The organism is Ilumatobacter sp. (assembly GCF_046290335.1).
Lineage (GTDB): Bacteria > Actinomycetota > Acidimicrobiia > Acidimicrobiales > Ilumatobacteraceae > Ilumatobacter_A.
This window is the reverse complement of sequence record NZ_JBKAGH010000003.1, coordinates 717,210-739,695: the sequence shown is the minus strand read 5'-3', so window position 1 is coordinate 739,695 and position 22,486 is coordinate 717,210. Positions and strand designations below refer to the sequence as shown.

General features: G+C 67.9%; 18 protein-coding genes. 5 read left to right on the top strand and 13 right to left on the bottom strand.

Annotated features, from left to right (window positions below):
- Window positions 1-108 precede the first annotated feature (108 nt).
- A complete protein-coding gene (locus ACE37B_RS15940; RefSeq protein WP_409924310.1) occupies window positions 109-1,116 on the top strand; it encodes a peroxiredoxin family protein in 1,008 nt (335 codons plus the stop codon).
- Window positions 1,117-1,220: 104 nt separating this feature from the next.
- Here ACE37B_RS15940 and ACE37B_RS15935 read toward each other — a convergent pair whose 3' ends face one another.
- Window positions 1,221-2,432, bottom strand: a complete 1,212-nt coding sequence (locus tag ACE37B_RS15935; protein ID WP_409924309.1) for an FHA domain-containing protein — start codon at window positions 2,430-2,432, stop codon at window positions 1,221-1,223.
- Between the two features lie 243 nt (window positions 2,433-2,675).
- On the opposite strand from ACE37B_RS15935, the gene ACE37B_RS15930 reads away from it, so the two are divergent.
- Both ACE37B_RS15930 and ACE37B_RS15925 read left to right on the top strand, forming a co-directional pair.
- Window positions 2,676-3,923 carry a zinc ribbon domain-containing protein gene (locus ACE37B_RS15930; protein WP_409924308.1) on the top strand — a complete coding sequence of 416 codons (1,248 nt, stop codon included), beginning with the start codon at window positions 2,676-2,678 and terminating at the stop codon, window positions 3,921-3,923.
- Entirely contained in the window at window positions 3,924-5,294 is a 1,371-nt protein-coding gene (locus tag ACE37B_RS15925) for a glycoside hydrolase family 3 N-terminal domain-containing protein (protein WP_409924307.1), read from the top strand. It begins immediately after the preceding gene.
- A gap of 111 nt (window positions 5,295-5,405) precedes the next feature.
- On the opposite strand, the gene ACE37B_RS15920 is transcribed toward ACE37B_RS15925, so the two are convergent.
- Window positions 5,406-6,332, bottom strand: coding sequence for an LLM class F420-dependent oxidoreductase (locus ACE37B_RS15920; RefSeq protein WP_409924306.1), 927 nt, complete (start codon window positions 6,330-6,332; stop codon window positions 5,406-5,408).
- An 80-nt stretch (window positions 6,333-6,412) separates the two neighbouring features.
- Between ACE37B_RS15920 and ACE37B_RS15915 the strand changes: the two genes are divergently transcribed.
- On the top strand, window positions 6,413-7,444 hold the full coding sequence (locus ACE37B_RS15915) for a GNAT family N-acetyltransferase (protein ID WP_409924305.1): 1,032 nt from the start codon (window positions 6,413-6,415) through the stop codon (window positions 7,442-7,444).
- 95 nt (window positions 7,445-7,539) lie between these two features.
- Here ACE37B_RS15915 and ACE37B_RS15910 read toward each other — a convergent pair whose 3' ends face one another.
- From ACE37B_RS15910 to ACE37B_RS15870, 9 genes are all read right to left on the bottom strand, one after another.
- Window positions 7,540-8,517 (bottom strand): NADPH:quinone oxidoreductase family protein, encoded by a 978-nt coding sequence (locus ACE37B_RS15910; protein ID WP_409924304.1) that lies wholly within the window; start codon window positions 8,515-8,517, stop codon window positions 7,540-7,542.
- 121 nt (window positions 8,518-8,638) lie between these two features.
- Window positions 8,639-9,619 carry an ABC transporter ATP-binding protein gene (locus ACE37B_RS15905; RefSeq protein WP_409924303.1) on the bottom strand — a complete coding sequence of 327 codons (981 nt, stop codon included), beginning with the start codon at window positions 9,617-9,619 and terminating at the stop codon, window positions 8,639-8,641.
- Complete coding sequence (locus tag ACE37B_RS15900) at window positions 9,619-11,640, bottom strand: dipeptide/oligopeptide/nickel ABC transporter permease/ATP-binding protein (protein WP_409924302.1); 2,022 nt, start codon at window positions 11,638-11,640, stop codon at window positions 9,619-9,621. Before ACE37B_RS15900 ends, ACE37B_RS15905 begins: the two co-directional genes overlap by 1 nt.
- On the bottom strand, window positions 11,627-12,580 hold the full coding sequence (locus tag ACE37B_RS15895) for an ABC transporter permease (protein ID WP_409924301.1): 954 nt from the start codon (window positions 12,578-12,580) through the stop codon (window positions 11,627-11,629). Before ACE37B_RS15895 ends, ACE37B_RS15900 begins: the two co-directional genes overlap by 14 nt.
- Window positions 12,581-12,627: 47 nt before the next feature.
- Entirely contained in the window at window positions 12,628-14,400 is a 1,773-nt protein-coding gene (locus tag ACE37B_RS15890) for an ABC transporter substrate-binding protein (protein WP_409924300.1), read from the bottom strand.
- A gap of 119 nt (window positions 14,401-14,519) precedes the next feature.
- A complete protein-coding gene (locus ACE37B_RS15885) occupies window positions 14,520-14,879 on the bottom strand; it encodes a putative quinol monooxygenase (protein ID WP_409924299.1) in 360 nt (119 codons plus the stop codon).
- A 9-nt stretch (window positions 14,880-14,888) separates the two neighbouring features.
- On the bottom strand, window positions 14,889-16,313 hold the full coding sequence (locus ACE37B_RS15880) for an NAD-dependent succinate-semialdehyde dehydrogenase (protein ID WP_409924298.1): 1,425 nt from the start codon (window positions 16,311-16,313) through the stop codon (window positions 14,889-14,891).
- A 73-nt stretch (window positions 16,314-16,386) separates the two neighbouring features.
- Complete coding sequence (locus ACE37B_RS15875) at window positions 16,387-17,034, bottom strand: nitroreductase family protein (RefSeq protein WP_409924348.1); 648 nt, start codon at window positions 17,032-17,034, stop codon at window positions 16,387-16,389.
- 34 nt (window positions 17,035-17,068) lie between these two features.
- Entirely contained in the window at window positions 17,069-18,364 is a 1,296-nt protein-coding gene (locus ACE37B_RS15870; RefSeq protein WP_409924297.1) for a DUF222 domain-containing protein, read from the bottom strand.
- A gap of 170 nt (window positions 18,365-18,534) precedes the next feature.
- On the opposite strand from ACE37B_RS15870, the gene ACE37B_RS15865 reads away from it, so the two are divergent.
- Window positions 18,535-20,682, top strand: a complete 2,148-nt coding sequence (locus ACE37B_RS15865; protein WP_409924296.1) for a hypothetical protein — start codon at window positions 18,535-18,537, stop codon at window positions 20,680-20,682.
- A gap of 43 nt (window positions 20,683-20,725) precedes the next feature.
- Here ACE37B_RS15865 and ACE37B_RS15860 read toward each other — a convergent pair whose 3' ends face one another.
- Together ACE37B_RS15860 and ACE37B_RS15855 are read right to left on the bottom strand one after the other, a co-directional pair.
- Window positions 20,726-21,130, bottom strand: a complete 405-nt coding sequence (locus ACE37B_RS15860; RefSeq protein ID WP_409924295.1) for a hypothetical protein — start codon at window positions 21,128-21,130, stop codon at window positions 20,726-20,728.
- Window positions 21,131-21,312: 182 nt separating this feature from the next.
- Window positions 21,313-22,311 carry a hypothetical protein gene (locus ACE37B_RS15855; RefSeq protein ID WP_409924294.1) on the bottom strand — a complete coding sequence of 333 codons (999 nt, stop codon included), beginning with the start codon at window positions 22,309-22,311 and terminating at the stop codon, window positions 21,313-21,315.
- Window positions 22,312-22,486 lie beyond the last annotated feature (175 nt).

The following is a 22,486-nucleotide window of genomic DNA, read 5'->3' as shown; positions in this document are numbered from 1 at the left end:
GCCACCGCCGGGATCCGACCCGCACGCGACTCGTCGGGAGCCGCACGGATCCGACCGCCGAGGCAGAGCGTGAGGCGACGACGGCACGCGGTTCGCTAGGTTCATGCAATGGCAGCGAACAATGACACCATCGTTCTCGGCGGCGGCCCGTTGGTCGACGCCGCCGCGCTGACGGACGCGCTGGGCTGGACGCTCAAACCCGAGGGTCTCTGCAAGGACGACACCTGCGTCATCGTCCCCGACCCGGCAGCGATCCGCAGCGGTGAGCACATCGATCTGCTCGCGGTCGCCGACCTGCTCGACCGCCCGGCGGTACACGACGAAGCGTCCGGTCTCGTCGCGATCGGGGCGCCTCGGGCGCAGCGGCGCGCCGCACTCGACGATCTGCAGGCGCCCGACTTCACGTTGCCCGACCTCGACGGCACGTCGCATTCGCTGTCCGACCATCGCTCGAAGAAGAAACTCCTCGTCGCCTTCTCCAGTTGGTGAGGGTGCATCTTCGACCTGCCAGGTTGGCAGGTACTCCAAGACGAACTGGCCGATCACGACTTCCAGGTCATCGCGGTCGCGATCGACGAAGCAACCGACAAGGTGCGTGAGTTCATGGCCGGCATCACCTACCCGGTCCTGATGGACGCCGACCACGTGCTCACCGAGCTGTACGCGATCTCGAACGTGCCGACGGTGCTGATGATCGACGAGGACGATCGGATCGTGCAGCCGAACTGGAACGCCTACTCGACCGACACGTTCAAGGAGTTCACCGGCGTCGATTCTGCCGAGCAGGTCGACGCGGTCCGGCGGTGGGTGCTGCACGGCGAGACGATGATGTCGCCCGAGGAAGCAAAGACCGCCGTCGGCGATCTCAGCCCGGACGAGGAACAGGCTCGGCTCCATTTCCGCATCGCCACGCGGTTGTTGCACGACGGCGACGTCGATGGTGCCGAACGCAACTTCGAACGGGCCGGGGCGCTCGCACCGAACGACTGGACGATCCGCCGAGCGGCGATGCCGCTTCGCGGGGACGACCCCTTCGGTGCCGGATTCATGACGTTGTACGAGGAGTTCTCCGCTGCCGGGCGCCCGTATCACGGCGTCCCCGCCAAGCGCTCCTGACCACCCGTAACGCCCAGGGTCAGGCACCCGCCGTTCGCGGCCGCCACCGAGCTCCGTCGCGTCGATTCGCGCTGGCCGAACGGCGTCCTCGGGACTGTCGAGACTCAGGCGGGTTCGACGAAACAGGTGAGCTCGTCGCCGAAGACGAGTTCGGTGCCGATCGGGATCACCATCGGGATGCCTGGCGCGAGCGCGCCCGACTCGCCGCCGGGCAGCATCACCTCGGTGCCGTTCGTCGAGTGCAGGTCTTCGACGACGAGGGAATCGCCGTCGATGCGGAACTCCGCGTGCGTTCGCGACAGTCCCTGGCCGGGTCCTTCGTAGCGCATGATTCGTGGCATGGGTCCGTCCACGACCTCGGTGACCTTCGGACGCCGCCCGATCAGGACCGAACGGTCGACCGGCACCCGCTCGCCGTTCCCGAACACGAGCACCGCGACGACCGGGCCGACCGACGGTTCCTCGACGAAGAGCGATTCCTCGTCGGCAAAGATCAACGTCGGCACGGCGTCGGGCTCCGCGACGAGCGGCGGCTCGCTGTCCGACATCGCATCGAACTCGACCGTCGACCCCGGCTCCGGCTCGGGCTCCGGCTCCGGCTCCGGCTCCGGCTCGGGCTCGGGTTCGGGCTCAGGTTCGGGTTCCAGCTCCGGTTCGGGTTCGGGTTCCGGCTCGGGTTCCGGCTCCGGCTCCGGCTCGGGTTCCGGCTCGGGCTCGGGCTCCGGCTCCAGCTCCGGCTCGGGTTCCGGGTCCGGTTCGGGTTCGGGCTCCGGCTCCGGTTCGGGTTCGGGTTCGGGTTCGGGCGGGGCCGAGCCGGTGAGGGGACTCTCGACGTCGAATCGGCGGATCAACGAAGCTGCGGGCACGGACCCCGCGAGCACGAAGAATCCGTCGCGGTCGCCGAGGGTCGCGACCTCGGCCCCGTCCATCGTCATCGCGAGCGACGCGACATCGGGCATGGCCTCTTCGATCCAGGTCCGGACCTCGGCAGGGTCGATGGTCCGGACCTCACCCGACGCCGCATGGGCATGGACGACGACACGTCCGCGTACGACCACCCGCACCAGCGACCCTTCGACCTGCGCCAGGCCGAAATCCGGCAGCGCCTTGATGCCATCACGAGCCAACTCGTCCAAGATGTCGTCGAGCGAGGCATCGGTCGCGACCAGCGCCCACAGTCGTTCGCGAGTCGACGCGTTGTCGCGTGCGACGAGACCGATCGTGTGGCGTGCCACGAGTCCGACGTCCGATCCGGGCACGAAGGACGTGGCACCCCATGCAAGCTCCGCTGTTCCCGTGGTCGACTCCGTTGTCATGGCCAGAACTCCTCGATGATGTCGATGATGTCGATACGCACGCTGCGCCCATGATGGCGCATCGACGGCGTCCGACACGGGAACCCGGTGGGATCTGCATGCCATGATGATCGTGATGCAACGGTCGCCTTGACCACACCGTGACCACACCGGGACCACACCGGGACCACACCAGCGGCTACGCCGAGACCACACCGGGACCACACCAGCGGCTGCGCCGACCACGAATGCGGGAGAACCACCTTGCACTGCCCACACTGCGAGACGTACAACGTCGACTCCGCCCGCTTCTGCGCCAACTGTGGACGCCCGCTGGTTCCGGCACCAAGTGACGGGTCTCCCCTCGACCGAACAGCGCTCGAGTCCACCATCGACCGATCCACGCTCGACCCCGCCGCACCCGACCCCGCCGCGCTCGAGTCCACGATCGACCGATCGACGCTCGGCGCGGCGTCGTCGCCGAGTTTCACCGGTCCGAGTTTCAGCGACCCGAGCTTCGAGAATCCGGCGCCGCCCAGCGATCCGACGCCCGGAGGTACGTCGAGGTCGGCCGCAACGGGCGGCGCGTCGTCATCGACCGGCAACGCCCTGTTCGATCAAGACGCCGTCTCGACGACGAATCGAGGCGCCCTCATCGCTGTGGCGATCGTCGTGGTCGCCGTCTTGACGGTCGCGGGCATCTTCATCACGACCTCGCGATCCGATTCCGACACGACCACGCCGTCCCTGCCCACCGTCAGCTCGGTCGGCGACGATGCCGCCGCGACCTCGAACCCGGTGACCCTTCCACCCGCGACCCTTCCGCCCGCGACCACCACACCCACAACCACCACACCCGCCACCACGACACCCCCAACCACCGCACCGGCCACCACGACGCCCGCCACGACGACGCCCCCGACGACCTCGCCTGCGACCACGACACCCGCCACCACCGCCGCACCGGCGCCGCCGACCACCGCGCCACCGCTCTGGGCGGTTCCGACCATCCCGCCACCGCCCCTTCCGACCAGCGGTCCCGGTAGCCCGCTGATCGCGGCCGAGGTGTTCCCCGGCGGTGTTCGTGCCGTCGACGCGCAACCGTTCTTCCTGCGCGTCCAGGCACTCGCCGACGCGCTCGCCGCCGGCAACTACGGCGAAGCTCGCTCCATCCAACTCGAGTCGCTCGGCGACGACTCGGCCTACGCGGCCCGCTATGGCCAACTCGATCGGTCGTCGCTGCTCCTCGTCGACGCAGGCGTCGCTGGCGGCAGCTACGAGTTGTTGACGATCGAGATGAATCTCGAGGAAAGCGCGTCGTTCACCCGGGTGCTCTGCACGCAGTTCGTCGCCGACGGTGCGCAAGGTCGCGTGACTCGGCGGGGCGGCTTCGAACTCGAGCGCTGGCCCGAGAACATCACGTCAGAACAACTCCGCAACAACGCCGCGCTGTTCGACGGCTTGCGCACGCGATGCACGTTCGGTTCGGTCCGTCCGTCGCTGGAGTCCTGAATGCCGAGTCCGGGCGCACGCCGAGGCGGGCTGTGCTGGACACTCGCCGCCCTCACATTCGCAACCGTCGCGTGCAGCACCGACGAGGCGACCACGACGGAACCGGCCGCGACCGGCCGCGCACCCGAACCGGCCACCGGCTCGATCGCCGACATCGACCCGCCGGCGGCCGCGACTCGACCCACCAGCACGACCACCAACGCCGTCAGCACCACGACGGCGACGAGCGCCACCACGAACTCCCCGACCAGCACGTCGAGCACGATGGCGCCATCCACAGCTCCGACCATCGACGCGACGGGATCGACGCCTGCAACGCCCGGCCGTTGCGTCGAGTCGTTGACACTTCGCGAGCAGATCGCGTTGACGGTCTGGCCGGCGGTGTATCCAGCGGACTGGGCGACGGCGATCGAGGTCGTGGGGACCACCGGTGTCGGCGGCGTGCTGTTGATGCGTCCGGCGTCATGGACGGCCGACCAACTCCGCGATGCTCTGCGCGACCTCGAAGACGTCAGCCGCCACGGCCTCATCGTCGCGACCGACGAAGAAGGCGGAGACGTGCAGCGACTGGCCCTCCTCGGACGGCTGCCATCCCAACGGGAGGTGTCGACGACGATGACTGCCGGCGAGGCCGCCGACCTGATCGCCGCCCACGGCGCCGCCGTGCGCGCCGCCGGCGTCGACATGGTGCTCGGTCCGGTCGTCGACGTGGAACCGAACGTGGGCGACGTGCCACTGCAGCCGTCGCGCTTCTTCTCCGGGCCTCCCGACACGGTGGCCGAGTTCGCGGCGGCGTATCTCGAGGGTTGGCAGCGGGCTGATCTGTTCGCGGTCCTCAAGCACTACCCCGGCCACGGTGCGGCATCGGGAGACACCCACATCACGGCCGGCGTCACCCCGTCGTTCGACGACATCGCGGAGTGGGATCTCGCGCCGTATCGCTCGCTCGCCGAGCGCTACGCCGCGTCGAACACGGCCGACGCAGACGCCGACCCCGCGGACGCGGCGCTGTCCGTGATGATCGGACACCTCACCGTTCCCGGGCTCACCGACGGCGTCCCGGCGACTCGGAGTGCCGCGGCCGTCGATCACCTCCGCGACGACCTCGGCTACGGCGACGCACTCCTGATCACGGACGCGCTCGGCATGGCAGCCGTCGGCCTCCCCGAGCCGGAAGCATCCGTCGCGGCGATGGCAGCAGGCATCGACGTCGTGCTCTTCACCCAGACGTCACAGACCGAGGCGGTCATCGACGCGCTCGTCGACGCCGTGGAGCGCGGCGAGGTCGCTCGGGAGCACGTCGACTCGGCCGCGAGCAAGGTGATGTCGAAGCTCGGACGCGACGGCCACACCTGCCATCCGCAACGGTGAGCATCATCCGGCCTCCGACGGATCTCGCTCATCGCGACGCGGGTGGCGACCCCAGCGGTGAGCATCATCCTGTCCCCGACGGATCTCGCTCATCGCGACGCGGGTGGGGTCTCAGTCGAGGAGGTCGGCGATGAGGTCGAGGTGGTCCAGATCGGCGAGATCGAGCACCTGGAGATGGAGCCGTTGCGCGCCGCCTTCTCGCCAGCGCTCGATCGTGGCCCGGAACTCGTCCGGCGTTCCGGCCGCGCCGTTCTCGCGCAGTTCGTCCGGCTCGCGTCCGATCGCGGCCGCACGCGCCTCGAACTCGGCCGCGTCGCTGCCGACACACGCCACGAGCGCAGCGGAGAACGTCATCGAGGCGGGATCGCGATCGATCGCACGGCACGCGCCGCGCACGCGCTCGGCCTGCTCCTGGAAGAACGACAGCGGGACGAAGGGAGTGTTGAACTCGGTCGCGTGCTTCGCCGCGAGGCGAGGTGTGCGCTTCGGGCCGCCACCGCCAACGACGATCGGCATCGGGTGCTGCACCGGCTTCGTCAGCGCCGGCGAGTCGGTGACCGTGTAGTTCGCGCCGTCGTAGCTGAACGTCTCGCCATCGGGCGTCGCCCACAGCCCGGTGATGATGTCGAACTGCTCCTCGAGGCGATCGAAGCGGTGACCCAACTCCGGGAACGGAATGCCGTACGCCTGATGCTCCTGCTCGAACCAGCCAGCCCCGAGACCGAGTTCGACGCGCCCGCCCGACATCTGATCGACCTGGGCGACGCTGATCGCGAACGGGCCGGGATGGCGGAACGTCGCGGACGAGACCAGGGTTCCGAGGCGGATCGTCGACGTGTCGCGAGCGAGTCCGGCGAGCGTGATCCACGCGTCGGTCGGACCCGGGCGGCCGTCGGCGTCGCCCATCGAGAGGTAGTGGTCGGAGCGGAAGAACGCCCCGAAGCCGAGCGCCTCGGCACGCAGCGCGACGGTGAGCAACTCGTCGTAGGTCGCCCCCTGCTGCGGTTCGGTGAAGATCGTGGTGTCGCTCGTGCTCATCTCGCAAAGCGTACGGACGGCGGCCGGGCGATCCCGCAACCTCGGCGAGATCGCTCGGCCGCCCATGCAAGACTCGATCCGTGCCGGCGTTCGAGACGATCACCACCGAGCGACTCGTGATCCGGCCGACGACGTTCGCCGACGCCGAAGCGCTCTGGGAGCGGCGCAACGACCCCGAGGCCGCCCGCTACCAGAACTGGACCCTGCCGTTTCCACGCGAGCGCGCCGACGCGATGTGTCGAGCCGCGGAATCCGTCGACGGCCCGGAGAACGACACGTGGTGGATGGCGGCGGTCTGCGATCGAGCGACCGGCGACGTGATCGGCGATCTCGCGCTGCAGCTCACCTTCGACGAGCGCTCGGCCGAGATCGGCTACACCTTCGCTCGGCGCGTCTGGGGCCGCGGCTCTGCCACCGAGGCCGCCGATGCCCTGGTGGGCTGGTTGTTCGACTCGGTCGGGGTGTCACGGGTCCATGCCCAGACCCATCCGGAGAACCTCGCGTCGGTCGTGGTGCTCGAGCGGATCGGTCTGCGCTTCGAAGGCCACACCCGCAACTCGTACTGGGTCGGCGACGAGATGTCCGACGATTGGATCTTCGGCATGACGGCCCACGATCGGTCGGTCTGGACGAGTCGGCCGCGGACTCCGCCAGCGAGGGTCGAACTCGTCGAGATCACGTCACAGATCAGCCGTGAGGTCGAACGGCTCGAGACCCACAAGTCACAGGAACGGCTGGTCGCGCCCATGTCCGGGTCGTTCGCGGACGCGTTGTTCCCCGGCCAGCACCACGGCGCCCAGGTGGTGCCGTGGCTACGAGCCGTCGTCGCCGACGATGCCGTCGTCGGTTTCGTGATGGTCGCGCGGACCGACGACACACACCACGCTCCGTACCTGTGGCGGCTGCTGATCGATCGGCTCCACCAGCGGCGCGGCATCGGGTCTCGAGTCCTCGACCTCGTCGCCGAGCAGGCTCGCGCCTGGGGCGCCGACCGCGTGGAGGTCAGCTGGGTGCCGGGTCCGGGCTCGCCCGCGCCGCTGTACCTGCGGCACGGTTTCGTGCCGACCGGCGAGGTGGAGGACGGTGAGGTGGTCGCGTCACTCGCCGTGTGACGTGTCGACCTCACATCTCGCCGAAGCCGCCGCCCGACGCCACTCGCACGTCGAGTCGCACGTCGAGTCGCACGGCGAGCAGCGTGCGCGCCGGGTCAGGAACCGACGATCGTCACGACCTTGCCGTGCGTCTTGCGGTCGGCGAGATCTTGCAGTGCGGTCGCGGCGTCCTCGAACCGGTACGGCGGATACAGGGGAGGGTCGACCGTGCCCGCGGCCGCCATGTCGAGCAGGGTTCGCATCTGCTCCCCCAGCGACTCGGGGAACTTGGCGAGCGACGCTCCCCAATGCACGCCGACGATGGAGTAGCTCTTGAGCAACGCATGGTTGGTCTTCACCTCGGGGATGCCGGCGACGAACCCGATCACCAACAGCCGTGAATCCCATCCCATGCATCGACGCACCTGGTGGAACGTGTCGCCGCCGACCGGGTCGTACGCGACGTCGACGCCCCCACCGCTGGCCTCGCGGACGGCGTCGACCCAGTCCGGGGTCGCCTGGTGATCGATCACCACGTCGGCACCGATCTCCTTCAGCAACTCGACCTTCGTGGAGCCGCCGGCGATCGCGATCGTGGTCGCTCCCATCGCCTTGGCGAGCTGGATGCACGCGGTGCCCGTGCCACCGGCCGCCCCGGTGATCAACACCGACTCGCCGGGCTGGAGCCGAGCGCGGTCGCGCAGGGCGTACAGCGTGGTGCAGTAGTTGATGGGGATCGCCGCAGCGGTCTCGGCCGACACGCCGTCGGGAACCGGGAACACCCCGGCCGCCGGATGCACGACCTGCTCGGCGAGTCCGCCGTTGCCCAAGAACGCGACGCGTTGGCCGACCTCCAGCCCCTCGACGCCGTCGCCGAGTTGGGCGACCCGACCGCAGCACTCGCCGCCGGGCGTGAAGCCCGGCCCGGTCTTGACCTGGTACATCCCGCGGCACTGGAGCACGTCGGGGAAGGCGAGGCCGACCGCCTCGACGTCGATCAGCACCTGTCCGGGCCCCGGCGACGGAGCGTCCTCCTCCACCAGCCGAAGCTGGTCAGCCGGGTCACCGAGTTCCTGCAAACGCCAGATACGCATCCCCCGAATCTAGAACGTGGCCCGCTCCCCCGATCAAGCGACAGAGTGGGTCAGACCCACTCTGTCGCTCTGCGAGGACGCGTTCGGGGAAACCATCGAGACGACGAAGTCGCCCCGGCCGTCAGGCCGGATGGTGGCAGGCGACCCAGTGGCCGGGCTCGGTCTCGACGAGGACCGGTTCTTCGACCGCGCAACGTTCGCTCGCCCGCGGGCAGCGCGTTCGGAACCGGCACCCCGACGGCGGGTCGAGCGGGGACGGGAGCTCACCGCTGATCAACTCGCTCGCCAGCGGGAGGTCGAGCGTGTGCCCCGGGATCGACGCCAACAGCGCCCGCGTGTACGGATGCGTCGGGCGGTCGTAGAGCTGATCCGTCTCGGCGATCTCACAGACCTTCCCGAGGTACATGACCATCACGCGGTCGCTGATGTTCTTCACCACGGCCAGGTCGTGGCTGATGAAGAGCATCGTCAGTCCGAACTTCGACTTCAGGTGTTCGAGCAGGTTGAGGATCTGGGCCTGCACCGAGACGTCGAGCGCCGACACCGGTTCGTCGAGGATGAGCACGTCAGGATCCATCACGAGCGCCCGGGCGATACAGATCCGCTGGCACTGCCCACCGGAGAACTCGTGCGGACGTCGGGCCCCGACCCCCGGGTCGCCGAGGCCGACCGACTCCATGATGTCGTCGACCCACCCCTCTCGGAACGCCCCCTGCGTGGTCCCCCAGATCTCGAGGCCTTCGCGCACGATGTCGCGGACGCGCCGGCTCGGGTTGAGCGACGACACCGGATCCTGGAAGATCATCTGCATCGCCCGACGGGCCTGTCGCAACTTCTCACCCTTGAGGTTCGCGAGGTCGGTGCCGTTCAGCTCGATCGATCCGGAGGTGACGTGTTCGAGTTGCATCACGGCGCGCCCCGTGGTGGTCTTGCCGCACCCCGACTCACCGACGATCCCGAGCGTTTCGCCGCGGTCGAGATCGAAGCTCACGCCCGACACGGCGTGAACGACCCGACGACGCGGTGCGGGGAACTCGACGACGAGATCGACCACACGCAACACCGCCTCGTCACGCAGGTGCCCGGTCCCCGTGCCTGCCATCAGTGCTCACTTCCCGTCTCGTTCTCCGACCGGACCGGCGCGGACACCGGCGTGGCGTCGGCCGGATGATGACACCGGAACCAATGCGTCTCGCCACCCGACCGTTCGGGCGACTCCGTTCGGCAGCGGTCGTCGGCGGCAGGACACCTCGGCGCGAAACGACAACCCAGGGGCGGGTCGATCAGCGACGGCGGAGACCCTTCGATCGTGGTCAACTCCGAATGGCTCGGCAGATCGAGGTTCGGCATCGACTGCGTCAACGCCACGGTGTAGCGATGACGAGGCGTCGCGAAGATGTCGACGGTCGGACCCGACTCGATGACCTCGCCGCCGTACACGATCGCCACGCGGTCGGTGAAGCCCTTCACCACGGCGAGGTCGTGCGTGACCAAGACCATCGCCATCTGACGGTCCCGTTGCAGTCCGGAGAGCAGGCGCAGGATCTGATCTTGCACGGTGACGTCGAGCGCGGTGGTCGGTTCGTCCGCGAGTAACACGTCGGGTTCGTTCGCCAACGCGATCGCAATGGTGACGCGTTGGCGCATTCCACCCGACAGCTGATGCGGATACTCGCGGAGACGTCGCTCGGGCGCCGGGATCCCGACCTGGCGCATCAGCTCCAGCGCTCGTGATCGAGCATCGGCTTTCGACATCTGTCGATGCACTCGCATCGGCTCCATGATCTGAGCGTCGATCCGCCGCACCGGGTTGAGCGCCGTCAGGGGATTCTGCGACACCATGCCGACCTTCGTACCGAGCGCCCGACGAACGACCTCGGGGTCGGAGCGCAACATGTCGATACCAGAGACGTCGACCGTGCCCGACCGCGTCACATCGGCGAGCGCGAACGCACCGACGATCGACCGCAGGATCATCGTCTTGCCCGACCCCGACTCGCCGACCACGCCGAGCGCTTCACCGGGAGCGACCGACAGCGAGACGCCATCGACGGCACGAACATCGCCCATCGGCGTGTGCAGCGTCGTGTGCAGATCCTCCACATGCAGTGCCGCACCCGACGGGCTCGGTGAGTGCTCCCCCTCCGTCTGCACCCGACGCTGCGTGGCGACTTCGCGCGGCGAGTAGAGCGACCGGATCCCGTCGCCGACGAGGTTGAACGCGAGGATCGTCAAGAACATGACCGTCGCCGGGATCAACGCCACGTGCGCATGCCGACTGATGTCTCCGGTACCTTCGGCGATCAGCTTGCCCCAGGTGATCTCGTCGAGCGACAGTTCGATGAACGCCAGACCTCCTTCGGCGACGATCACGACGGCGAAGCCGATGAAGGCGAACGACAGCACGGGAACCGCGATGTTCGGTGCGAGCTCTCGCCACAGTACGCGCCGCTTCGTCGCTCCCATCGCCGCGGCGGCATCGACGAATTCGCGTTCGGAGAGCGCAAACGACGCGCCACGCACGATGCGGGCGTACGCCGGAATGCTGGTCACGGAGAACAGCACGATGAAGACGAGCATCGAGTTGCCGTACGTCGCCCGTACCGCGATCAACAGCACGAGCCCGGGAAAGGCGAGGAAGATGTCGATCACGATCGTCGTGACCGTGTCGATGCGTCCCCGCAGGTACCCGGCCGTCACGCCGACGAGGCTGCCGAGGAACCCGCCCAGCAACGTGACACTGATGCCGAGGAGCAACGCCGGCCGTGCGCCCTGGATGACACGAGCGAAGATGTCACGACCTTGGCCGTCGGCTCCGAACCAGGCGTTGAAGCCGGGGCCTTCGAACTTTTCGACCTCGCGAGTTCGGATGCCGAGTGCCGCGGGGTCGCGCAGCGGCAGGAGGTCTCGGAAGATCGCTGCGAACACGAGCGCGGCGATCCACGCAACGGAGAGCCAGAACACGAGGCCGAGCCGACGCGACGACGCGTTGAGCGCAGCTCGGCCGATCGCGCGCTCGGCGTCCGACCCGCCGCCGCCTTCACCGAGTCCACCCGACGAGGCCGCCGAGGTGGCTTCCGATGCGGTCTTGATGCCGGTCGGGCCGGGTTCAGCGAGCGCCATGGCGGATCCTCGGGTCGAGCACGGAGTAGAGCAGGTCGACGACGAAGTTCAACGACACGTACGCCACCGTGAGGATGGCGACCGCTGCCGCGACGACGTTGAAGTCCTCGAGGATCACCGACTGGATGATCAAGCGACCCATCCCGTTGATCGCGAACAACACCTCGATGATCAGGGTGCCGCCGATGAGGCCGGCGATGTTCAAGCCGACCGCCGTCGTGAAGTTCACTGACGATGGCCGCAGCACATGACGCCACATCACCCGACGCTCGCTCAGCCCGCGCGCTTGCGCGAGCATCACGTAGTCCTCCTGCAACGTGTCGATCAGGTCGCTGCGCAGCAACCGGAGGTAGACGGCGACCAGGTTCAGCGCCAACGTCAACGAGGGCAGGAACATCTGACGGAGGTTCTCGATCGGGTCGTCGTTGAAGCCGGGCAGGTTGTCGACGATCGTCGGGAACCATCCGAGCTGCACGCCGAAGATGAACGACATGTAGATGCCGAGCACGAACGACGGCAACGCGAGCAGACCGAACGCCGTCGTCGAACTGAGCTTGTCGATCACGCCGCCCGGATGACGAGCGGATGCGATCGCCAGTGGCACGGCGATCGCGATGGCGATGATCTCGGCGAGCACCATGATCTCGAGCGTCTTGGGCAGCGACTCGCGAATGAGGTCCCATGCGCTGAACCCATCGATCACGATCGAGTCACCGAAGTCGAAGCGCAGCGCGTCACCGAGCCAGCGCAGGTACCTCTCGACGAGGCTGGCATCGAGCCCCAACTCGATGCGTTTCGCTTCGATCGTCTCCGGCGTCGCATTCAAGCCGGCGGCGCGCACCGCCGGATCCCCCGGCGACTGGTCGAGCAGGAAGAACGTGAAGAACGTGACGACGAAGAACACGAACACCAAGCGCCCGAACCGCTTGAGGTACACCATCGCCGAATGCTCGCCGGTTCCCGTTGTTCAGTCGCCCGTCGGGCGGGTCACTGCTCGAGCCAGACCAGCGGCCAGGCGAAGAAGCTGCCGTCGGTCATCGCCAGCGACGGCGAACCGTCGCGCAAACGGCCGGGCGTCCCGATGCCGTTCAGTTCGGGAATCGTCACCGCTGCCTCGACGCCGTTGAGGTGATCGATCCACAGCATCGGCACCTCCTCGCCGAGCGCTTCGAGGAACATCGCATAGCCCGCGCGACGAGTTTCCTCGTCGGCGTTCTGCCGCCCCAACGCGAGCCCCTCGTCGATCTTCTCGCTGACCAGGTTCGACCAGTTCAGCAGGCCACCGGTCGAGTGGAAGAACGTGTAGCTGCCATCGGGATCGGGCGAGCCGAACTGGAACCAGGAGAAGGCCTGGAAGTCGTCTTGGATCGCGGTGATCGCCGACTGACCCTGACCGATCTGCTTGATCGTGCCGTCGATGCCGACATCGGCGAGGAAGGACATCATCACCTCGGCAACCTCGATCACCGACGCGTTGGGTTCGATCGAGAGCTCGAACTCGATCGGTCCGACCTCGGCCTCGTACTCGTCGACGAGCGCCTGTGCGGCGGCCGGATCGAACTGCGGATAGTCGTTGGGTGAGTACCACTTGTCGGACGGGTTGAGCGGTCCGTTGGCCGGAACGGTGAGGCCCGATCGGAAGTTCTCGATGATGAACTCCTTGTCGAGCGCGTGGGCCATCGCTCGGCGCACCCGGATGTCGTCGAACGGCGCACGCGTCGTGTTGAGCAGCCAGAGATACTCGTTGGCTCCGGCGGTACCGATCCACACGTCGACGGCGTCGTCTTCGAGGAAGTCGACGATGTCCTCGTCGTCGGGGCTGACGTACCCCTCGACGTCGCCGGCCTCGAACGCCTGGCGCTTCACCGTCGCGTCGACGAGGAACTTGAAGTTGATGGCGTCGAGGTAGGGCAGCCCTTCGTCGGCACGCCAGTAGTTCGGATTGCGAACGACGCGGGCGCCGTCACCGGGCGTCCAGCTCTCGAGCATGAACGGGCCGGTCGACACGAACGTCTCGTTGGTGCCGATCGTCGACGGTGACACCATCCAGCCGAACTGCCCGACGAGTGAGAACGGGAACGTCGCCCACGGGCTGAGCATCTTCACCTCGACGGAGAGGTCGTCGATCGGCGTGATCGACTCGACGTTGGCCAAGCCGAACCCGACCGTCGGGCTCGCCTTCTGCGCTTCGATGTTGGCGGCGACGGCCGCCGCGTCGACCGGTTCGCCGTCGTGGAAGACGAGACCCGGTCGCATCGTGATCGTCCACGAGGTGAAGTCCTCGTTGGGCGTGAGGCTCTCGGCGAGGTTCGGTGCCCAATCTGCGTTGACGTCGAGTCCGACGAGTCCGTCGACCATGGCCGTGATCACGCGGATCGAGCCCGGAGCGATCGCGTTGGTCGTGTCGAAGCCGGTTCCGTCGTTGGTGAGGCCCCAGGTGATCTCACCGCCGGCGACGGGGTCGCCGAGCGCCGCGAGGTCGCCGCCTTCGCCGACGCTCGTCAACTGCTCGTCGTCTTCGAGCGGCGCAGCGGTCGTCTCCGGCGCCTCGTCGCCGGATGCGTCACCAGTGTCTCCGGTGTCGCCCGCATCTCCGGCGTCACCGTCGGTGCTCTCGGGCTCGTTGCCGGTGTCGTCCGGGGCTTCGGTGGCCGCCGGCTCGTCGGCCGGTTCGGTGTCGCCGTCGCCACCGCCGCATGCTGCGGCGATCAGCGAACCGGTGACCAAGATGGCGAGCAAGCCTCGACGGCGCTGGATCATGACGTTCCCCCGAATCGGTTGTTCGCCCGGAAACCCCCTTCCAAGCGATGTGACAAAACTTACACGAGCCGCGCCCGTCGGCCGATTCGTACGACGCGTCACGACGGTCGATCGACGGCTCAGCTCACGCCGTCGGCGACGGCCTCGCGCCGAAACGCACCGGTGCCGTCATACACCGGGCCACGGTCGGCGACGGCGTAGAGCCGGTTGTCCGACGCGACGAAGCCGCCAGAGGTACGCAGCACGTCGACCATCTGCGCGTAGTTGCGATGGTCGAAGTGCGCGGCGAGCCGGTCGGCGTCGTCCCAGAGTTCGTAGACCTGGACGTGCGTGGGCTCGACCGGGTCGGCGGCGAAGCAGTACGCCAGGCACCCGGGCTCCTCGTCACGCGTCGCCCGCTGGACGTCGGCGGTGGCCGCCACCGCACGGTCACGATCGGCTTGGGTCTCGAACGACAGCGTGGCGGTGATGATGATCATCGACGATTCCTACACCGACCACCCGACGAGCTTCGTGTCGAGGTACTCGTCGAGGCCGACGTGGCCGCCTTCGCGTCCGATCCCCGACTCCTTCACACCACCGAAGGGAGCGGCCGCCGAGGTCGGGTTGATGTCGTTGATGCCGATGATGCCGAACCGCAGCCCTTCGGCGACTCGCCAGGCTCGCGACACGTCGTTGGTGTACACGTACGCAGCGAGACCGTAGGTCGTGTCGTTGGCGAGTTCGACGATGTCGTCCTCGTCGTCGAACACGATCACCGGTGCGACGGGACCGAACGTCTCCTCGCAGTGGATCGCCATCTCGGGCGTCACGTCGGCGAGCACGGTCGGTGCGTAGAAGTGGCCGGCGTCGAGACCGTCGGCCGTCAACCGTTGCCCGCCGGTCAGCACCCTCGCTCCCTTGTCGCGGGCGTCGCTGACGTGACGGTCGACCTTGGCGACACTGGCTTCGTCGACGAGCGGACCGATCGACACGCCGTCGACGAACCCCGACCCGGCGCGCATCTTCGACACGCGATCGGCAAGGGTGGCGAGGAACTCGTCGGCGATCGCTCGCTGCACATAGATCCGATTCGGCGAGATGCAGGCTTGGCCGGTGTTCAAGAACTTCACCATCGCCGCGCCCTTGGCCGCATGGACCGGATCGGCGTCGTCGAACACGATGAAGGGAGCGTGACCACCGAGTTCCATCGACACGCGCTTGACGCTCGCGGCAGCGCCAGCCGCGAGGTGCTTGCCGACGTCGGTCGAACCCGTGAACGACAGCTTGCGGACGCGCTCGTCGGCGAGCCAGGCCGTGCCGACGGGTACCGGGTCGGCGGCGTTGACCAGATTGACGACCCCGGCTGGGAGTCCGACGTCATGGAAGATCTCGAACACGGCCCGTGCGCACAGCGGCGTCTGCTCGGCCGGTTTGAGCACAACGGTGCAGCCTGCAGCGAGCGCGGGCCCGAGCTTGCGGGTGAGCATCGAGATCGGGTAGTTCCACGGCGTGATCGCGGCGCACACCCCGACGGCTTGACGCATCACGACGAAGCGCTGATCGGAGCGCGCCGACGGGATCGTCTCGCCGTAGATGCGCTTGGCCTCCTCGGCGTACCAGAGCAGAAAATCGGAGGCGTACTTGACCTCGTTGCGGGCGGCGCGGATCGGCTTGCCCTGCTCGGTCGTCATCAGGTCGGCGAGATCGGAGGCGCGTTCGGTCATCGACCGCCAGGCCGTATAGAGCGCGTCGGCGCGTTCATAGGCGGTGGTGCTCGACCACGCCGCGAACGCCGCGTCGGCCGCATCGACGGCGGCTTCGGCTTCGGCGGCACCTCCGTCGGCGACCCGACCGATCTCGTCGCCCGTCGCCGGGTTCGTGACCGCGAACGTCCCAGCCCCGTCGAGCCACTCTCCGTTGATGTACTGCATCGTCGAAGTCTGCCCGGCCGACCCCGACTCATCGGAATCGTCGAAAGGCCACCCGACCGCGAGCAGCGTCGAGTCAGGCTCGGATGGGGTTCTTGTACTGGTCGAGGTAGGTGATCTTCGCGACGTCGTCGCGCCGGGCCGGCTTGAAGTCGGTGCCCTTCGTGTACGCCACCGGGATGAGGCCGGCCTGGGTCATGTGATCGGGGATGCCGAGCAGATCGGCAGCTTCTTGCTCCTTCGCGAGATGCAGGGTGGTCAGACAGCTCCCGAGTCCCCGACTGCGCAGGGCGAGCTGGAAGCTCCACATCGCCGGCATGATCGAGCCCATCAGGCCGGCCGCCGCATTGGCGCTGTTGTCGGGGAGCCGCCCGATGATCAGCGGGATGACGAGGACCGGGACCTCGCCGAGCTTCTGTGCCAGGAAGTTCGCCGAGTCGAGCACGCGGCCTTGCTGGCTCGCCTCGTCGACGCTTTCTGCTGCGGCGGCGAGGTAGTCGCCACCCGCCTCGCGGTACAACTCGGCCAACGCCTCCTTCTTCTCCGCGTCACGGATCACCATCCACCGCCACCCCTGCTGGTTCGATCCCGTCGGAGCTTGAACAGCGAGCTGGAGACACTCGAGCAGGACGCCGTCCGGCACGTCGCGATCGAAGTCGAGTCGCTTGCGCACGGCGCGCGTGGTCGAGAGAAGTGCGTCGGTCTGTTCGAGGTCGAAGTCCATCACCGCATCCTTGCCGATCCGGTTCGCGATCAACTCAGCCGTCGACTCGGGGGCCCGTGCTGCGGACCGTTCCATCGGGGAATCGCACGGTGAGTTCACGCCGGCTGCCGAGCTCGACCTTCCAATCGTCGTGGTGGATTCGAGCGTGATGCTCGACGCACACCGGCACCAGATTGTCGAGGTCGGTGAGACCGCCGTGTCGCCACCAGTCGATGTGATGCACCTTGCAGCGATCGAAACGAACGCCGCAACCCGGGATGGCGCACGAGCGATACATCGCGCGAAGCGCTCGCCGTTGGTCGCGGCTGGCCAGTCGGGTCGAACGACCGAGGTCGAGCATGCCGGGGGCGTACAGGACCACCCCGTTGCGAACGACCACGGCGTTGATCTCGGCCTCGACGGCCAGGTGAGCGAGCACCGAGGCAGGGACCTCGACCGGAATCGGCCATTCGGCGACCGGCCCCGGCTGATCGGCTGCGTCGGCGTCGATCACCACGACATACTCCGGGGAACCGACGCCACACCTTGCTGATGACCCGGCTGATGACCCCGCTGGCGAGTCGGCTGATGACCCGGCTGGCGAGTCGGCTGATGATCCGGTCGACGAGACGCTGGCTGCGCCACGGACGAGGCGGGCCAACGCGTGGCCGGCGAGGAATCGCTGCTTCTCGATCGCATCGCTGGGGCAGAGCTCGGGCGTCGTCTCGGAGAACAGTCGCTGCACGGTTCGATCGAGCGCCGCAGCCAGTTCGACACCGGTGATCGGATCGAATCGCCCGCGCAGGTTCCACATCCCCTCGGCGTCGGTCCAGCTGGAGGCTCGAACGCTGCGACGCTGTCGGGTGAGTCGGGCGTCGCCGTCGTCGGACTGCAGTTGTCGGATCTCCAACTTCACGCGCCGCTCGAACTGCTCGGCCGTGGCCGCAGCCGCCACGTCGACCAGATCGTCGAGCCGCTCGAACAACTCCTCGCGACGACGCTCATCATCGAGTTGCTTGGCGCCGCGGGTCACCGCGTCGACGTGCCGAGCCGTGATGTCACCATCGTCGAGCGCTCCGGCGAGCCCCGGCGTTCGCGACAGCGTCTCAGCTCGCTCCTTCGTGCGGTTCGCATCGTGCAACGAGCACTTGCCGGCATCGGCGATGGCACCAGCGGGGAACGACGACAGCTCCGTCAACCGGCACACCAGGGCAGCCTCCTGCGCATCGGCCCACGCCCGAACCCTGCGCACGGCGACCAACGCCGACTCGATCATCGGAGCCGCCGCCGACGCATCGCCGCGTATGGCGGTGATGTGCGCCACCTGCTGCGAGACGACCGGCGAAGTCATACGAACAAGTGTACGATTCCCCTGTCACAGAGTTGGGTGACGACCCCGCTCACCTCACCCCGACCGAGCTCGCCATCACTCGCGCCATCACCGCGCCATCACCCGCGCCTTCACCCGCGCCTTTGCGGTTGCGACCGGACTCTGGCAACCTCGCGCCCCCAGGGGGAATCATGCACAAACTTGCCGTCATCGTCGTTGTCGGGCTCGTCGTCGCTTCATGCAGCAGCGACGACGCCTCCACCGACACCACCGCCGCACCGGCCGCGTCGGACGTCGCCACGCCCACCGAACCAGCGCTGACCGAGCCGGCCACCACCGAGCCAGCCACCACCGAGCCCGACGACACCGAGCCCGACGACACCGAACCGGCACCGACCGAACCCGCCGAGTTCGAGTTCGCCGGCAGCATCGACCTGGCCGTCGACGACGCGGATCGGTGCGAGGTCGTGGGCGTGGAGTGCCTGCTCCCGTTTCCGTCCGACGCGCTGACCGTCGAGGATCCAGCTGCCGCAACCGGACGGCGCGTCGCGTTCGCGGTCGAGTCGATGCCGGTCAACGCCGACGGCGTCCCGATCGATCCGTCCCGCCAGAACCGCAACGACGGCTTCAGCCCCGGTAGCGCGGCGCTCGTGCTCGTGCCGGGCGTCGACATCGAGGCGTCCGCGCTCGCGCCGATCACCGACATCGCCCGGTCGCTCGACGACGCCTCGGGCAGCATCGTGCTCGACGCCACGACCGGCGAACGGTGGCCGCACTGGGCCGAACTCGACGCGAACGCCACCGACCCCGACCGCCAGGGACTCTTCATCCGGCCGGCGACGAACTACGCCGAAGGGCACCGAATCGTCGTCGCGCTCCGCAACCTGGTCGACGCCACCGGCGCCCCGATCGAACCCACCGATGCGTTCCGAGCCTTCCGCGATCGTCTCGAGACCGACGTTCCCGAAATCGAAGCGCGACGCCCAGCGATGGAACAGGTCTTCGCCGACCTCGAAGTGGCTGGCGTCGATCGTGACGACCTCACCATTGCGTGGGACTTCACCGTCATCTCGACCGAGAGCCTCACCGGTCCGCTGCTCCACATGCGCGACGACGCGTTCTCACGACTCGGCGACGCGGCCCCCACCTTCACGGTCGACACCGTGGAGGTCGAACCGGGCGACGGCGACAGTGCCAGCCGCACGGTCATCGACGGCACCTACGACATCCCGCTCTACCTCGAAGGTGACGGCTCCCCCGGCACGGGCCTGTCGCTCACCGACGACCCGGACCTCCCGAGCGTCAACGGTACGTTCACCGCGAGGTACCGCTGCCAGGTCACCGATGCGTCGAGCGGCGCCGATCCCGGCGCCGGGCTCGTGTACGGCCACGGCTTGCTCGGCAGCGAGCGACAGGTCACCTCCGCCGGCCCGACACTGCTCGCGCAGAACCACAACTACGTCGTGTGTGGCACCTCGCTGATCGGGATGTCGGAGGACGACACCGGCAACGCCGTCGACTCACTCGTCGACCCCGGCAACTTCTCGACCCTCGCCGACCGACTCCTGCAGGGCCACCTGAACACCCTGTTCCTCGGTCGGCTGATGAAGCATCCCGAAGGTCTCGTTTCGGACCCGAACTTCCAATCGGAAGCGGGCGAGCCGTTGATCGCCCTCGACGAGCTCTACTACTACGGCATCTCGCAGGGCGGGATCATGGGTCCGGTGTCGACGGCGATCTCGACCGATTGGGACCGCGGCGTGTTCGGCGTGCCGGGCGTCAACTACTCGACACTGCTGAACCGCAGCGTCGACTTCGACACGTTCCAGCTCATCCTCGACCCGGCGTTCCCCGACAAGCTCGACCAGGCGGTCACGTTGCTCCTGATCCAGATGTTGTGGGATCGCGGCGAAGGCAACGGCTACGTCAATCACTACGGCGACGATCCGCTCCCGGGGGTCGACCGCAAGGTCGGGCTGATCCAGGGCGCGCTCGGTGATTTCCAGGTCGCCAACGTGGCGATGGACGTCATGGCTCGTTCGATGGGCGCCTCGGTCGGTGGCGCCGCGGACGAGGTGCGTTCGACCGACGTCGAGCCGTTCTGGGGGATCCCACGGATCGAGTCGTACCCGTTCGACGGTTCGGCGACGATCACGTTCGACTCCGGCACCGCGTTGCCGCCGATCACGAACACGCCACCCCGAGACGGCATCGACCCGCATGAGGACGTGCGGCGGGCGGCGGCGGCCTACGACCAGATCGCCGCCTTCCTGGCACCCGACGGCATGGTGATCGACACCTGCGACGGCGGGCCCTGCATCATCGAACCGCGCGAGTGACGGCGAGTGACGGCGACCGCGTGGGTCTGCCCCACGCAGCCGTTCAGGCGGCGATCGACGGGTGGAGGAGTTCCTGCAAGGTGCGCAGCGTGCCGTTCAGGATGCATTCCGACTCCACCGAGTAGTGGTTGCCCACGATCCATCTCCCCAGCCAACCGAGCGACACGTCGTCGATCGCGGTCATCGCTCGAAGCGCGGTGATCCGGCTGGTCCACTCCGGAGTTCTCGCCTGCTCACTGCGATGGGAGTCATCGACGAGCAGCACCTGGACCACGAAGTCGCGCGACCCGGCGAGACCGGTGACCCGAACGACTTCGTCGAGCAACTCGATCGGTGACCAACCGGCGACCCAGAGCCGCAGGCTGCAGTCACGCAACGCCGCCTCGACCTCGAACAACTCGACCAGCATCCGACACCCCGGACACTCGAGATCGATGTCATGGTCCACGCGATCGATCTCATGACGGTGATGAACGCCAGGGCCGTCATGGCCGTCGGATGGCTCGGAAAGGTGATGTGGCATGTGATGCTCCGTCCTGGCGGTGCTGACGCAGGTTGCCGAAGCAACGATCCCGAACGACGCGTGCGTTCGTCTGATCAGTGGGTGCCGCCGAGCGAACGAGGAAACGCTCAGCCCACGGCGAATGCAGCGGTCTGTTCGGGGAGACACGAACGACTCGGTGGCGTCGAGGCCAGTTCGAGCAGCCAGGTATCGCGCGCCGACAGCGGGCCCGGCAGCAGCGAGCCGGACAGCTCGACGGTCCCTCGGTCGGTGAGTCGCACGATCCCATCGGCGACCGCGAACGTGCCATCGGGATGGTGCAACTCCCCGACGAAGCGATCGCTGTCCGACGTCGTGCGCCGCGTCAGCGTCACACCGTCGTGCAGCGTGAAGATCTCCGCGAGGGTCGAGGCCGGCTCGTCTGGGGCACGGCACGCGTCGACCAGACCGTAGGTTCGGAACTCGGCGGTCGAATCGACGACCAGCGCCGAACACAGCGTCGACGGCTCGGCCAACTCCCCGAGTTCGACTCGACGAACGAGCGCGCCGTTCGGGACGGTATAGATCCCGTCGCTCGGGGCCACCGAGAATTCGACCAACTCCGTGCGCCGCGGTCCGACGTCACCGCTCAGTTCGGCGACACCGATGGCGCCACCGACGTCGTAGCGCCATCGTTCGAGAGAGAGGCGGGCACCCGTCGCCGACTGCATCTGGTGCAGCGCCACGCGAATCCCGGCGTCACCGCTCCCGGTCACCGGGTTCGACACGGCAAACGCGAGGCACTGGTACGTCTCGATGAACGTCTCCCCGTCAACGCGAATCGAACCGGGCGCCAGTGGCTCGAGCACCGGTGGCACGGAGACAGCAGTAACCGAAACCGCAGCCACGGTGGTCGCCACCGCCGGCTCGTTCGAAGTGCTCGCGTCGCCCGACGGACTCGCGGTGGTGGTCACGACGGGGAGCACCGTGCCGGAGATCGACGTCTCCGTCGGGTCGGCGATCGAAGATGCATCGCCCTGCTGCATGATCCCCACCGCGAGCCCTGCTCCGACGAGAAGTGCGGCGAGTCCGACGACGAGCGGCGCCAACCAGGCGGGACGCCGACGGCGTGGTTCAGGAGGGGACATGCGTACCTTTCATCATGGCCGGTCGATCATGGCCGGTCGATCATGGCCGGTCGATCATGGCCGGTCGATCACGCGGGACGATCAACCGCCGACGGTGGCCATCGTGAGACATCGCAGCAACGACCGCAATGGGGAGGTTTCCCCCGCATCGCGTGCAGCCAGAACGGGCGGTCGC

What these genes read in the sequence shown, in the direction of transcription:
- ACE37B_RS15935 (WP_409924309.1), bottom strand. Translation starts at nt 2,432, where the DNA reads ATGACAACGGAGTCGACCACGGGAACAGCGGAGCTTGCATGGGGTGCC.
- ACE37B_RS15925 (WP_409924307.1), top strand. Translation starts at nt 3,924, where the DNA reads ATGCCGAGTCCGGGCGCACGCCGAGGCGGGCTGTGCTGGACACTCGCC.
- ACE37B_RS15920 (WP_409924306.1), bottom strand. Translation starts at nt 6,332, where the DNA reads ATGAGCACGAGCGACACCACGATCTTCACCGAACCGCAGCAGGGGGCG.
- ACE37B_RS15910 (WP_409924304.1), bottom strand. Translation starts at nt 8,517, where the DNA reads ATGCGTATCTGGCGTTTGCAGGAACTCGGTGACCCGGCTGACCAGCTT.
- ACE37B_RS15905 (WP_409924303.1), bottom strand. Translation starts at nt 9,619, where the DNA reads ATGGCAGGCACGGGGACCGGGCACCTGCGTGACGAGGCGGTGTTGCGT.
- ACE37B_RS15900 (WP_409924302.1), bottom strand. Translation starts at nt 11,640, where the DNA reads ATGGCGCTCGCTGAACCCGGCCCGACCGGCATCAAGACCGCATCGGAA.
- ACE37B_RS15895 (WP_409924301.1), bottom strand. Translation starts at nt 12,580, where the DNA reads ATGGTGTACCTCAAGCGGTTCGGGCGCTTGGTGTTCGTGTTCTTCGTC.
- ACE37B_RS15890 (WP_409924300.1), bottom strand. Translation starts at nt 14,400, where the DNA reads ATGATCCAGCGCCGTCGAGGCTTGCTCGCCATCTTGGTCACCGGTTCG.
- ACE37B_RS15885 (WP_409924299.1), bottom strand. Translation starts at nt 14,879, where the DNA reads ATGATCATCATCACCGCCACGCTGTCGTTCGAGACCCAAGCCGATCGT.
- ACE37B_RS15880 (WP_409924298.1), bottom strand. Translation starts at nt 16,313, where the DNA reads ATGCAGTACATCAACGGAGAGTGGCTCGACGGGGCTGGGACGTTCGCG.
- ACE37B_RS15875 (WP_409924348.1), bottom strand. Translation starts at nt 17,034, where the DNA reads ATGGACTTCGACCTCGAACAGACCGACGCACTTCTCTCGACCACGCGC.
- ACE37B_RS15870 (WP_409924297.1), bottom strand. Translation starts at nt 18,364, where the DNA reads ATGACTTCGCCGGTCGTCTCGCAGCAGGTGGCGCACATCACCGCCATA.
- ACE37B_RS15865 (WP_409924296.1), top strand. Translation starts at nt 18,535, where the DNA reads ATGCACAAACTTGCCGTCATCGTCGTTGTCGGGCTCGTCGTCGCTTCA.
- ACE37B_RS15855 (WP_409924294.1), bottom strand. Translation starts at nt 22,311, where the DNA reads ATGTCCCCTCCTGAACCACGCCGTCGGCGTCCCGCCTGGTTGGCGCCG.